Annotated in this window: 14 protein-coding genes; 9 read left to right on the top strand and 5 right to left on the bottom strand. The window is 68.8% G+C overall.

The features are described 5' to 3' along the window. Positions 1-12 precede the first annotated feature (12 nt). A complete protein-coding gene (locus tag W7S_RS18365) occupies positions 13-321 on the top strand; it encodes a hypothetical protein (RefSeq protein ID WP_008259049.1) in 309 nt (102 codons plus the stop codon). A 115-nt stretch (positions 322-436) separates the two neighbouring features. Here the strand turns inward: W7S_RS18365 and W7S_RS18360 are convergent, their stop codons facing one another. The 3 genes from W7S_RS18360 to W7S_RS18350 form a co-directional block, all read right to left on the bottom strand. Next, a complete protein-coding gene (locus W7S_RS18360; protein WP_008259048.1) occupies positions 437-739 on the bottom strand; it encodes a hypothetical protein in 303 nt (100 codons plus the stop codon). Further along, positions 736-963, bottom strand: coding sequence for a ribbon-helix-helix protein, CopG family (locus W7S_RS18355; RefSeq protein ID WP_008259047.1), 228 nt, complete (start codon positions 961-963; stop codon positions 736-738). Before W7S_RS18355 ends, W7S_RS18360 begins: the two co-directional genes overlap by 4 nt. Positions 964-1,100: 137 nt before the next feature. Then, complete coding sequence (locus tag W7S_RS18350; protein ID WP_085976512.1) at positions 1,101-1,757, bottom strand: amino acid-binding protein; 657 nt, start codon at positions 1,755-1,757, stop codon at positions 1,101-1,103. A gap of 99 nt (positions 1,758-1,856) precedes the next feature. Here W7S_RS18350 and gatC point away from each other — a divergent pair, with 99 nt between their 5' ends. The 5 genes from gatC to gatB are packed head-to-tail and all read left to right on the top strand — an operon-like array spanning position 1,857 to position 7,408. Then, a complete protein-coding gene (gene gatC / locus W7S_RS18345) occupies positions 1,857-2,156 on the top strand; it encodes an Asp-tRNA(Asn)/Glu-tRNA(Gln) amidotransferase subunit GatC (RefSeq protein WP_008259044.1) in 300 nt (99 codons plus the stop codon). Next, positions 2,153-3,646 carry an Asp-tRNA(Asn)/Glu-tRNA(Gln) amidotransferase subunit GatA gene (gene gatA / locus W7S_RS18340; RefSeq protein WP_008259043.1) on the top strand — a complete coding sequence of 498 codons (1,494 nt, stop codon included), beginning with the start codon at positions 2,153-2,155 and terminating at the stop codon, positions 3,644-3,646. Before gatC ends, gatA begins: the two co-directional genes overlap by 4 nt. 43 nt (positions 3,647-3,689) lie before the next feature. After that, the gene (locus W7S_RS18335) at positions 3,690-4,721 is read left to right on the top strand and encodes an ATP-dependent 6-phosphofructokinase (protein ID WP_008259042.1); all 1,032 of its coding nucleotides are present in this window, start codon (positions 3,690-3,692) and stop codon (positions 4,719-4,721) included. A gap of 58 nt (positions 4,722-4,779) precedes the next feature. Next, the gene (locus W7S_RS18330) at positions 4,780-5,886 is read left to right on the top strand and encodes a MinD/ParA family protein (protein WP_231504795.1); all 1,107 of its coding nucleotides are present in this window, start codon (positions 4,780-4,782) and stop codon (positions 5,884-5,886) included. 10 nt (positions 5,887-5,896) lie between these two features. After that, complete coding sequence (gene gatB / locus W7S_RS18325) at positions 5,897-7,408, top strand: Asp-tRNA(Asn)/Glu-tRNA(Gln) amidotransferase subunit GatB (protein ID WP_008259040.1); 1,512 nt, start codon at positions 5,897-5,899, stop codon at positions 7,406-7,408. A gap of 90 nt (positions 7,409-7,498) precedes the next feature. On the opposite strand, the gene W7S_RS18320 is transcribed toward gatB, so the two are convergent. Continuing rightward, on the bottom strand, positions 7,499-8,629 hold the full coding sequence (locus tag W7S_RS18320) for a sorbosone dehydrogenase family protein (RefSeq protein WP_080552487.1): 1,131 nt from the start codon (positions 8,627-8,629) through the stop codon (positions 7,499-7,501). Positions 8,630-8,882: 253 nt separating this feature from the next. On the opposite strand from W7S_RS18320, the gene W7S_RS18315 reads away from it, so the two are divergent. Beyond that, the gene (locus W7S_RS18315) at positions 8,883-9,743 is read left to right on the top strand and encodes a DoxX family protein (protein WP_008259038.1); all 861 of its coding nucleotides are present in this window, start codon (positions 8,883-8,885) and stop codon (positions 9,741-9,743) included. A gap of 12 nt (positions 9,744-9,755) precedes the next feature. Here W7S_RS18315 and W7S_RS18310 read toward each other — a convergent pair whose 3' ends face one another. Beyond that, positions 9,756-10,112, bottom strand: a complete 357-nt coding sequence (locus W7S_RS18310; protein ID WP_008259037.1) for a PH domain-containing protein — start codon at positions 10,110-10,112, stop codon at positions 9,756-9,758. 405 nt (positions 10,113-10,517) lie between these two features. Here W7S_RS18310 and W7S_RS18305 point away from each other — a divergent pair, with 405 nt between their 5' ends. Next, entirely contained in the window at positions 10,518-12,320 is a 1,803-nt protein-coding gene (locus W7S_RS18305; protein ID WP_225324875.1) for an acetolactate synthase large subunit, read from the top strand. Further along, the gene (gene ilvN / locus W7S_RS18300; protein ID WP_008259035.1) at positions 12,320-12,826 is read left to right on the top strand and encodes an acetolactate synthase small subunit; all 507 of its coding nucleotides are present in this window, start codon (positions 12,320-12,322) and stop codon (positions 12,824-12,826) included. Before W7S_RS18305 ends, ilvN begins: the two co-directional genes overlap by 1 nt. Positions 12,827-12,859: the final 33 nt, after the last annotated feature.

The following is a 12,859-nucleotide window of genomic DNA, read 5'->3' as shown; positions in this document are numbered from 1 at the left end:
TACCGTCCAGTTGTGGGAACGAAGGCCGAACGCCGGGCCGCACGGGAAGCTGTGGCGGGCTATCACGAGGCGCGGCTGGGTGAACTCATCGGGATCGTCGCGGCCGCGATCGACCGCCACCGTGCCGGCGAGATCGATGCCTATGCCGTCGACGAGACGATCCACCACTATCACCGGGCGGCTCGTGAGCTATGGAAGTTCTGTTGGTCCGGTGGCGGGGGAACGCACAGCGAAATGATCGCTCACATCATCGATCAGATGACCACTAATGGCGAAACCATCAACTGGTGGGAAAGGGTTTCGCCGCGACGCCCGAAGTGATCGGCGGGACGGTGGACAGCCCGGATGGGCGGTGGGCACGCCTGTCGTCGCAGCGTCAAAATTGGATGGTCCGATCTCGATCGACTCACCGGGAAAGCGCTTTTGCGACAAGCTGTTACGTGATCAGCGCGGTCACGATCGACATCGCCTCGCTAAGCGCGGCCGCCGACACGGCCCCGATCGGTTCACCGAGCGCCGAAGTCGGCAGCCACTGCACCAGTTCGGGGAGAAGAGTGCCTTCGGGCTGCGTGAGCGGAACGACCATGGCCATCGTGTCGTCGGGGATTTTCCCAGGGATGAACGGGCAGACGATGACGCGACCAGTGTTGGCCGCGAGGTGGATCGCGTTGGAGAGCACCGCGACGTAGAGGTCGCGGCGGGTGTCTCGCCGCGGCGCGATGTCGCCCGGCGCGATCATAGGTCCGCGGCCCGGTTGGCTTCATACACTTGCCCGGCGTAGGAGTCGATGTTGAGCGCTGGTGCGGTCCGCGTCGTATAGGTATGAAGCGCGCGACGTAGATGCTCATTGCGCAGTGCCCGCTCGATCATCTCGGAGCGATTCAGTCCGGCCGCTTTGGCGTCGGAGTCGGCGTCGGCGAGCACGGCGGCGTCGACGGTGACAGAAATCTTCTCTTTGGCCATATGAAAATCCTACCGATCATCCTACCGATGGCGCCCTTTTGATCGAGGAGCCGCGCCGGGCGGCCCAGACGGCGCGGTTATCAGCACTCGGGGGCGGATCAGCGCATGAAGCTGCGCGGAGGACGGCTGTTCAGAACTCAGCGCAGCATGGTGGCGACGATCCCGGCGAGGTAGCCCAACCGGGCGACCTCCGACGGCCGGAATTCGGGGCCCGGCCGGCCGAGCACCACGGCGGTGTGCGGGTCTCCCAGCGGGGCCGCGACCATCGTCATGTCCATGTCGCGCCATGCCTTGGGCACCCAGTCGGCGCTGCTGTCCAGCGCCACGGCCCGCTCGAGCGGCAGCCACGGGGCCGAGTCCGCCTTGGTTTCGGGGGCGCCGCGACTGCCGGCCAAGCGCTGCAGCTCGCCGCCGGCACTGCGCAACACCGTGCACCAGCTGACGCGCAACACCCTGGGCGCCTCGTTGGCCAGCACCTGCAGCCTGGACGCCGTGTCGCCGGCCGCGGCGATGTGGTCGAGCAGCTCGAGCTCGCGGTGCGCCTCCAGCAGACCGGTGTGCGGACGCACGCTGTCCACCCGGACCCCCGACAGGGATTCGGCGGCGGTGATCAGCGAGTCCGGCATCGCCCCCGGCGGCAGCTCGATGACCAGGTCGTCGATCGCGTACCCCGAGCTTCGCTCCACGACGTCGAGCGACAAGATGTCGGCGCCGACCGAACCGAGCGCGACCGCCAGCGACCCCAGGCTTCCCGGACGGTCGACCAGCTCGATGCGCAACAGATAGGAGGGCACGGCCAACACTGTTGCACAGCGATGTGTTGGCGGCATTTCGGCTCGAGCCGGCTCGGGCCCCCTCCGCCGGCAGCGGGCCCGCCGCTAGGCTTTCGGATCGTGTCCCAGATCTCCCGCGACGAGGTAGCGCACCTGGCCCGGCTGTCCCGGCTGGCGTTGACCGACAGCGAGCTCGACAGCTTCGCCGGCCAACTCGACGCCATCCTGACGCACGTCAGCCAGGTACAGGCTGTCGACGTCACCGGTGTCGAAGCGACGGACAACCCGCTGAAGGACGTCAACGTCACCCGCCCGGACGAGCCGGCGCCCTGCCTGACCCAGGCCGAAGCGCTGGCCGAGGCGCCGTCGGCCGTCGACGGCCGCTTCGCGGTCCCGCAGATCCTGGGGGACAGCCAGTGAACGAGATCATCCGGTCCGACGCCGCCACGCTGGCAGCCCGGATCGCCGCCAAGGAGCTCTCGTCGGTCGAGGTCACCCAGGCGTGCCTGGACCAGATCGAGGCCACCGACGATCGCTACCACGCCTTCCTGCACGTGGCGGCCGACGAGGCGCTTGCGGCGGCAGCCGCCGTTGACAAGCAGGTCGACGAGGCGGTGGCCGCGGGGGAACGGCTGCCGTCGCCGCTGGCCGGGGTGCCGCTGGCGCTCAAGGACGTCTTCACCACGGTCGACATGCCCACCACCTGCGGATCCAAGATCCTCGAGGGCTGGCGCGCCCCCTACGACGCCACCGTCACCTCGCGGCTGCGCGCCGCCGGCATCCCGATCCTCGGCAAGACCAACATGGACGAGTTCGCGATGGGCAGCTCGACCGAGAACTCCGCGTACGGGCCCACCCGCAACCCCTGGAACGTCGACCGGGTGCCCGGCGGCTCCGGTGGCGGCAGCGCGGCGGCGCTTGCCGCGTTCCAGGCGCCGCTGGCCATCGGGACCGATACCGGCGGCTCCATCCGGCAGCCCGCCGCGCTGACCGCGACCGTCGGCGTCAAGCCGACCTACGGCACGGTGTCGCGCTACGGCCTGGTGGCGTGCGCGTCGTCGCTGGATCAGGGCGGCCCGTGCGCGCGCACCGTGCTGGACACGGCGCTGCTGCATCAGGTGATCGCGGGGCACGACACCCGCGACTCGACATCCGTCGACGCGGCGGTGCCCGACGTCGTCGGCGCGGCGAGGGCCGGGGCGGCCGGTGACCTCAAGGGCGTGCGCGTCGGCGTGGTCAAGCAGCTGCGCGGCGAGGGGTATCAGCCCGGGGTGCTGACCTCGTTCGAGGCCGCCGTCGAGCAGCTGACCGCGCTGGGCGCCGAGGTGAGCGAGGTCGACTGCCCGCACTTCGAGTACGCGCTGTCCGCCTACTACCTGATCCTGCCCTCGGAGGTGTCGAGCAACCTGGCGCGCTTCGACGCGATGCGCTACGGGCTGCGGATCGGCGACGACGGCAGCCACAGCGCCGAGGAGGTGATGGCGCTGACCCGCGCCGCGGGCTTCGGCCCGGAGGTCAAGCGGCGCATCATGATCGGCACCTACGCGCTCTCGGCCGGCTACTACGATGCCTACTACAACCAGGCTCAGAAGGTGCGCACCCTGATCGCCCGCGATCTGGACGAGGCGTACCGGTCGGTCGATGTCGTGGTGTCACCGGCGACGCCGACCACCGCGTTCGGGCTCGGTGAGAAGGTCGACGATCCGTTGGCGATGTACCTGTTCGACCTGTGCACGCTGCCACTGAACCTGGCCGGTCACTGCGGCATGTCGGTGCCGTCGGGCCTGTCGCCGGACGACGACCTGCCCGTCGGATTGCAGATCATGGCGCCCGCGCTGGCCGACGACCGCCTGTACCGCGTCGGGGCCGCCTACGAAGCGGCGCGCGGGCCGCTGCCGGCCGCGATCTGACGTCTGCTCGCGCCGGTAGCCCGCCGCCCGGCAAGATAGGGCTATGCGGATCGGAGTGCTCACCGGAGGCGGCGACTGCCCCGGGCTCAACGCCGTCATCCGGGCGGTGGTGCGTACGTGCGACTCCCGGTACGGCTCGTCGGTGGTCGGATTTCAGGACGGATGGCGCGGGTTGCTGGAGAACCGGCGCGTCCAGCTGCACAACGACGACCGCAACGACCGCCTGCTGGCCAAGGGCGGAACGATGCTGGGGACCGCGCGCGTGAATCCCGACAAACTTCGGGCCGGGCTGAACCAGGTCAAGCAGACCCTCGACGACAACGGGATCGACGTCCTCATCCCGATCGGGGGGGAAGGCACGCTGACGGCCGCGCACTGGCTCTCCGAGGAAAACGTTCCCGTGGTCGGCGTGCCGAAGACCATCGACAACGACATCGATTGCACGGACGTGACTTTCGGCCACGACACCGCGTTGACCGTCGCCACCGAGGCGATCGACCGGTTGCACAGCACCGCCGAGTCCCACCAGCGCGTGATGCTGGTCGAGGTGATGGGCCGGCACGCGGGTTGGATTGCGCTGAACGCGGGCCTGGCTTCCGGCGCGCACATGACGCTGATCCCCGAGCAGCCATTCGACGTCGAAGAGGTCTGCCGGCTCGTCAAACGTCGCTTCCAGCGCGGAGATTCGCACTTCATCTGCGTGGTCGCCGAGGGCGCCAAACCCATACCCGGCTCGATTGCGTTGCGGGAAGGCGGGATTGACGAGTTCGGCCACGAGAAATTCACCGGTGTGGCCGCGCAGCTGGGCGCCGAGGTGGAAAAGCGCATCAACAAGGACGTCCGGGTGACCGTCTTGGGTCACGTCCAGCGCGGCGGCACCCCGACGGCATATGACCGGGTGCTGGCCACCCGGTTCGGCGTGAATGCGGCCGACGCGGCGCATGCCGGCGAATACGGCCAGATGGTGTCGCTGCGCGGCCAGGACATCGGCCGGGTGCCGCTGGCCGATGCCGTCCGCCAGCTCAAGCTGGTGCCCGACAGCCGCTACGACGACGCCGCGGCCTTCTTCGGCTAGGCCCGCCGGGCAGATAACCGGTGGTTTCCGGACCCGTGCATAACGGCTATACCGGGGTATGAGCAACCGTGGTGAGAGTCGCGGAGTCGTTCAGCATTCCGTCGGATCGGCGGGCCCACCGGGCCCGGCACCCCACCACCCGCGCCCGCCCAGCTGGCGCGCCGACGCCCGCCCGTCGGCGACCACGGTGCCCCAGCCTCGCGGGCCCGGCCGCCGTCCGCCGGTCCCGCCGCGCCCCGGGCCGGTGCTGGGCGAGACGGCGCTGGATCGCTTCGACCACCCCGAGACCGACGCCAGGCTCAACTGGCGAGGGTTGATCCACCGCGTCACCGGGATCGATCTCGGCCCGGGCAAAAACGCCGCCTACGAGACGGAGTTGCGGGAGCGCATCCGCGCGACTGTGGGTAGTGCTTTTCCGATCGCCGTCCTCAACCTCAAAGGCGGGGTGGGCAAGACCGCGGTGGTCGAGACCCTCGGGTCGACTTTCGCCGCGGTGCGCAACGACCGGGTGCTCGCACTCGACATCGACGCGGGGGACCTGGCCGAGCGCCACGGCCGTCACAACCCGCACAGCATGGCCGACCTGCTCCGCGGCGGCCCGGCAACGAGCTACGAGGACATCCGGGCGCTGACCTATATGAACGGCTTCGGGCTGGAGGTGCTCGGGCTGCCGGACTACGCAAGCACCGACTGGCGCCTGGAGCGCCGTGACGTTCTGCGGGCGTTCTCGATGCTGAGAAACCAGTATTCGGTGGTGCTGGTCGATTGCGTCAAAGCGCTCAATTCCAGTGTGATGGAGGCTGTTCTGCCGGAGTCGCGGGCCCTCGTGGTGGTCACGAGCACCTCGATCGACGCGATACGCAAGACCCACACCACCCTGGAGTGGCTGTGCCACAACGGGTATCAACGATTGATGGCGTCGACCGTGCTCGCGGTCAATCACGTCGAGCCGGCCAAGGTGGAGGGTGTGGCCGTGACGGAACTTGACCGGCTGTCCGCACGCGTCGCCGCCACCGTGGTGCTGCCGTTCGACCGGCACGTGCACGAGGGCAGGAAGATCGCGCTGGACCGAATGAGCAAGGAGAGCCGGCGCAGCTACCTCGAGATGGCCGCCGTGCTGGCCGGGATGTTCCCGGGCAGGGGAGGAGAGCGCGACCGCAGTTAGGATCGAGCGCATGAGTGTTGCCGCCAGCGCCGACCTGATGGAGTACGACGACGTCATCGCGCGTTTCGATCCGGTGCTCGGCCTCGAGGTGCACGTCGAGCTGTCCACCGTCACCAAGATGTTCTGCGGCTGCACGACCGCATTCGGCGCCGAGCCCAACACCCAGGTGTGCCCGGTGTGCCTCGGGCTGCCCGGCTCGCTGCCGGTGCTCAACCAGACCGCGGTGGAGTCGGCCATCCGAATCGGGCTGGCGCTCAACTGCGAGATCGTGCCCTGGTGCCGCTTCGCCAGGAAGAACTACTTCTACCCGGACATGCCGAAGAACTACCAGATTTCGCAGTACGACGAGCCCATCGCCATCAACGGCTACCTCGAGGCCCCGCTGGAAGACGGCAGCACCTGGCGGGTGGAGATCGAGCGCGCGCACATGGAGGAAGACACCGGCAAGCTCACCCACATCGGCAGCGAGACCGGCCGCATTCACGGCGCGACGACGTCGCTGATCGACTACAACCGCGCCGGGGTACCACTGATCGAGATCGTCACCAAGCCCATCGTCGGGGCCGGGGACCGGGCACCGCAGATCGCCCGGGCCTACGTGACCGCGTTGCGGGACCTGTTGCGCGCCTTGGACGTATCCGACGTCCGGATGGATCAGGGCTCCATGCGCTGCGACGCCAACGTGTCGCTGAAGCCGACCGGCCAGGCCGAATTCGGCACCCGCACCGAAACCAAGAACGTCAACTCGCTGAAAAGCGTCGAGGTGGCCGTGCGTTACGAAATGCAGCGCCAGGCCAGCGTCCTGGCCTCCGGCGGCCAGATCACCCAGGAAACCCGGCACTTTCACGAGGCGGGCTACACCAGCCCGGGCCGCGTCAAGGAGACCGCCGAGGACTACCGCTACTTCCCCGAGCCCGACCTGGAGCCCGTGGCGCCCAGCCGCGAGCTCGTCGAGCGGCTGCGCCAGACCATCCCCGAGCTACCGTGGTTGAGCCGCAAGCGAATTCAGGAAGAGTGGGGGATCTCCGACGAGGTGATGCGCGACCTGGTCAACGCCGGCGCGATCGAACTGGTCACCGCCACCATCGAACACGGCGCGTCCAGCGAACAGGCGCGGGCCTGGTGGGGGAACTTCTTGATGCAGAAGGCCAACGAAGCCAACGTCGCGCTCGACGAACTGGCCATCACGCCGGCCCAGGTCGCCGCGGTGGTGGCGCTGGTCGACGAGGGCAAGCTGTCCACCAAACTGGCGCGCCAGGTCGTCGAGGGCGTGCTGGCCGGGGAGGGCGAACCCGAAGAGGTCATGTCCGCGCGCGGCCTGGCGCTGGTGCGCGACGACTCGGTCACCCAGGCGGCCGTCGACGAGGCGCTGGCCGCCAATCCCGATGTGGCGGAAAAGATCCGGGGCGGCAAGGTGGCCGCGGCGGGCGCGATCGTCGGAGCGGTGATGAAGGCCACCCGCGGGCAGGCCGACGCCGCCCGGGTGCGCGAACTGGTCCTGGCGGCCTGCGGCCAGGGCTAGCCCCACCCCAAAGTCGCGAGAGTGCAGTTGTCGACGGCGCGTCTCGGCAGATGCATCGCCAGTTGCACTTTCGCGCAAACCCGGCGCGCGCTACGTCTTGTCGTCGTTGTTGCGCGGGAAGCCGCCGCCCTGCGGGAAGAGCGGGAACACCACGTCGTCCAGTTTCTCGGCGTCGCCCGCCGTCTTGTTTACGGTTGCGCCCCAGACGTTTCCATCCGGTGACATGCGCAGCGCCCACGCGTGCGCGTGCGTGTCCTTGCGCACGACGTCGGGTTCACCGGTGACCGCGCCCGTCGTCGGAGCCAGCCGGACCGCCACCGTCAGCTTGGTGTTGATCAGGTTCACCAGCACGGTGCCGTCCATCGCCGCGCAACCGGCCACGCCGGGTTTGTCCGGCCAGGTCCACACCGTGGAGACGTCCGACGTTTTGGTGATGCGCTGCAACCGATCCGCGGTCGGGGTGCGGTCGGCGACATACAGCGAGCCGTCGACCGGGTCGGTGCACAAGCCGCCGCCCGAACCCACGCCGGACAGCGCCGTGGTGGGCGGGGCCTGACCGACGGTGGTCGGCTGCTCGATGCGCAGCACCTTGCCGGCCAGCGAATTGGGGTCCGCGGCCATCGCCGGGTTACCGGCGTCGCCGGTCAGCACGACCAGCGTGGTGGGGCTGGTGAAGATCAACGCCCCGGTGTTGCCGGTGGCGCCCTTGGGGATCCCGGTCAGGATGTCCTTGGGGATGTCGCCGTCGGCGATGCGAATGACCCGGTTGTCGGTCGGGGTGCTGACGTAGGCGTACATCAGGCGGTCTTGGGTGTAGGTGGGCGACAACACGATGTCCATCAACCCGCCATCCCCGGACGGGTCGACCGGGATGACCATCTTCACCTTCGGCTCGGCGCTGACCGAGATCTCCTTGACCGCTCCGGTGGTGCGCTCGGCGACCAGCGCGGTTTTGCTGTCGGGCCCCATAATCAGCCCGCTGGTGCTCTCCAGGCAGCCCTGCATGACCCCCGGCGCCGGGCAGGCCTTCGGGAACGGGGTGGGCGGCAGCGGCGGCGGCGGGGGCGGCGTCGAGCTCGGCTGCGGCTTCAATTCCGGGGCGGTCGTGAACGGTTGTGATTGCGCGTCGTTGAAGCGCGCGCACCCGCTCGTCACCAGCACGAGGGCACACAGCGCGGCGAACCCGCGCCGCACCGACCGCCCCGATCGCCCTAGTCGCATGACCGTCAGGCTACGGACACCGCCGCCGCCGCCGCCACACGCGTCCCGCTCGCCCGCCGCCGGACCCGCGATCGGATCCCGCTTTCCACCGGGTGCCGACGGGCCCCGAATCGTGCCTTCCGGCCCCTCCAGACGGGCTCGCAGGCCGATTTCGGACCGATCCGGGCGTTTTTGGCGGGCAAACCGTCGATTGCCTGGCGAAAGCGCCGCTCAAATCCCCAATTCGGGGCCAACTGCCCTTACCCTGACACCCGTGACCAGTCAACCGAATGACGCAGATTGGCAGCGGCCGGGCGAATCCCCGGAGTCGACCCCGGGACGCCCCGCCTCGGCGCGCCTGGTCGACCCCGAAGACGATCTGACCCCAGTCGGCTACCCCGGTGACTTCAACCCGTCCACGGGAACCACCACCGTCATCCCCTACGGCGCCGCCGCGGCGATGGCCGGCTCCGGGGCCTCGGGTTACAACCTGCTCGAACACCAGGAGCCGCTGCCGTACGTCCAGCCGCATTCGGCGGCCCGGCACGCGGCGCCGGAGTCCACCGACATCGACGACGACGAGCACGACGACCGGTTGCACGACGTCGGGCGGCGCGGAACCCAGCATCTGGGTTTGCTGGTGTTGCGGGTCGGGCTTGGCGTGGTGCTCGGCGCCCACGGGCTGCAGAAGTTGTTCGGCTGGTGGGGCGGTTCGGGAGTGACCGGGTTCAGGAACTCGCTGTCCGACGTCGGCTACCAGCACGCCGACATCCTCGCCTACGTGAGCGCCGGCGGCGAGCTCGTGGCCGGTGTGCTGCTGGTGCTGGGCCTGTTCACGCCGCTGGCCGCGGCCGGCGCTCTTGCGTTTTTGATCAACGGCCTGCTGGCCACCGTCTCGGCGCGGCCGCACACGCACACCTTCTCGTACTTCCTGCCCGAGGGGCACGAATACCAGATCACCCTCATCGCCGTGGCCGCCGCGGTCATCCTGTGCGGACCCGGCCGCTACGGCCTCGACGCGCGCCGCGGCTGGGCCCACCGGCCGTTCATCGGGTCGTTCGTCGCCCTGCTGGCCGGCATCGCCGCCGGCATCGGCGTGTGGGTGGCGCTCAACGGCGTGAACCCGATCGGCTGAGCTGGGCCGCCGTCACTGATAGGGGTTGGGAACCCGCCCCGCGCTGGCCGCGGTGAGCTCCGGCAGCGTCGAGAAGCTGACCGCCGGCAATCGCAGCTCGGCGCCGCTCTTGAGGCGCGCCCGTGCCCAGGAACCGCGATGGAAACGCAGCCCGTCGATGTCGTCCCAGCGCACCGTCTGGCTGCCCAGCAGCGTGCGGACGGTGACACCGCGGTCGTCGGCGACGGTGCGTAACCGGACGATCATCGCCGACAGCACCACCGGAATGATCAACAGCGGCGCGGACGGCGGCCACAGCATCACCGGGATCAGCAAGCCCAGGGCCAGGAATCCGACCGCGAGGTGCGCGATGGGGGACAGCTTGATCACGAGAGGTGTTCGGGAAGACGAACCGGTAGCCACCCGACCATCATTTCACCCGGGGCGCCCGGCGGATCCCGCGAGCGGCCAGGCGGCGGCGCGCGCCCAACCCGGCTGGTGACGGTGACGGATTTGACTGCTGAGCTGTGCGAAGACTACCGTCGAGCGCTATGGATACCGCCGGAAAGCCCGGGATGCTCGTAGTAATTAGGCGCGTTGGTGCCTGACTTGCCTTTGAGCATTTGAAGCAATCCAGCACCAACGCGCAACCCTCGTGCAGCAGATGAGCTGTCGGGGGTTTTTTGTTGCCCCCGCGAGATTCCCAGAGTGAATAAGGACTGAACGACAGTGAGCGCTCCCACCAGGCGGCCCGCCCCCGACACACCGGGCGCCGCCGACATCGCCACCGACGCGGTGAAGCCGGCCGCGAAGTCTGCCAACGGCAAGCCGAAACGCATTGGGCCCGAGCAACTTACCGGCGCGCAGTCGGTGATCCGGTCGCTGGAGGAACTCGACGTCGACGTCATCTTCGGCATCCCCGGCGGCGCGGTGCTGCCGGTCTATGACCCGCTGTTCGACTCAAAGAAGCTGCGCCACGTGCTGGTCCGCCACGAACAGGGCGCGGGTCACGCCGCCAGCGGCTACGCGCACGCCACCGGCAAGGTCGGTGTCTGCATGGCGACTTCCGGCCCCGGGGCCACCAACCTGGTCACCGCGCTGGCCGACGCCCAGATGGACTCGATCCCCGTCGTCGCGGTCACCGGCCAGGTGGGGCGCACGCTGATCGGCACCGACGCCTTCCAGGAAGCCGACATCTCGGGCATCACGATGCCGATCACCAAGCACAACTTCCTGGTCCGCTCCGGTAACGAGATCCCGCAGGTGCTCGCCGAGGCCTTCCACATCGCCTCCTCGGGCCGCCCCGGCGCGGTGCTCGTCGACATCCCCAAGGACGTGCTGCAGGGCCAGTGCACGTTCAGCTGGCCGCCGCGCATCGATCTGCCCGGATACAAGCCGACCGTCAAGCCGCACAACCGGCAGATCCGCGAGGCCGCCAAGCTGATCGCCGCGGCCCGCAAACCGGTGCTGTACGTGGGCGGGGGTGTCATCCGCGGGGACGCGACCGAGCAGCTGGCCGAGCTGGCCGAGCTGACCGGCATCCCGGTGGTGACCACGCTGATGGCGCGCGGCGCGTTCCCGGACAGCCATCGTCAGCACATGGGCATGCCCGGCATGCACGGCACCGTCGCCGCGGTGGCGGCCCTGCAGCGCAGCGACCTCCTGATCGCGCTGGGCACCCGCTTCGACGACCGGGTGACCGGGAAGCTGGACACCTTCGCGCCCGAAGCCAAGGTCATCCACGCCGACATCGACCCGGCCGAGATCGGCAAGAACCGCCACGCCGACGTGCCGATCGTCGGTGACGTCAAGGCCGTCATCGCCGAGCTGGTCGAGCAGCTCCGCCACGACGGGGTGCCCGGCAAGATCGACATGACCGAGTGGTGGGCCTACCTCGACGGGGTTCGGTCCACGTATCCGCTGAGTTACGGACCGCAGAGCGACGGCAGCCTGGGCCCGGAATACGTCATCGAGAAGCTCGGCCAGATCGCCGGCCCGGACGCCATTTACGTCGCCGGCGTCGGCCAGCACCAGATGTGGGCGGCCCAATTCATCTCCTATGAGAAGCCGCGCACCTGGCTCAACTCCGGCGGCCTGGGCACCATGGGGTTCGCCATTCCGGCCGCCATGGGCGCCAAGATGGCCCGCCCGGACGCCGAGGTCTGGGCGATCGACGGCGACGGCTGTTTCCAGATGACCAACCAGGAGCTGGCCACCTGCGCGATCGAAGGCGTGCCGATCAAGGTGGCGCTGATCAACAACGGCAACCTGGGCATGGTCCGCCAGTGGCAGACGCTGTTCTACGAAGAGCGTTACTCGCAAACGGATCTGGCCACGCATTCGCACCGCATCCCGGACTTCGTGAAGCTGGCGGAGGCGCTGGGCTGCGTCGGGTTGCGTTGCGAGCGTGAGGAAGACGTCGCCGACGTGATCGAGCAGGCGCGGGCGATCAACGACCGACCGGTCGTGATCGACTTCATCGTCGGCGCGGACGCGCAGGTGTGGCCGATGGTCGCCGCCGGCACCAGCAATGACGAGATCCAGGCGGCCCGCGGGATCCGCCCGCTGTTCGACGACGAGAGTGAAGGGCACGCCTGATGAGTCCGCAAACCCACACTCTGTCGGTGCTGGTCGAAGACAAACCCGGTGTCCTCGCCCGCGTGGCCGCGCTGTTCTCGCGGCGCGGCTTCAACATCGAGTCCCTGGCGGTCGGCGCGACCGAGCAGAAGGACATGTCCCGGATGACGATCGTGGTCTCCGCCGAGGAGACCCCGCTCGAACAGATCACCAAGCAGCTCAACAAGCTGATCAACGTCATCAAGATTGTCGAGCTCGACGACGACAACTCGGTGTCGCGGGAATTGGCGATGATCAAGGTGCGCGCCGACGCCGGCACCCGCAGTCAGGTGATCGAAGCGGTGAACCTGTTCCGCGCCAAGGTGATTGACGTTTCCACGGAGGCGCTGACGATCGAGGCGACGGGCGACCGCGGCAAGATCGAGGCGCTGCTGCGGATCCTGGAACCGTTCGGCATCCGTGAAATCGTGCAATCGGGAGTGGTGTCGTTGTCTCGCGGTCCACGCGGAATCGGCACGGCCAAGTAACACACAAGGAGATATTCAACAGTGGCACTAGAA

It is taken from the genome of Mycobacterium sp. MOTT36Y (assembly GCF_000262165.1).
GTDB lineage: Bacteria > Actinomycetota > Actinomycetes > Mycobacteriales > Mycobacteriaceae > Mycobacterium > Mycobacterium intracellulare.
This window is presented reverse-complemented; position numbering and strand designations above follow the sequence as displayed.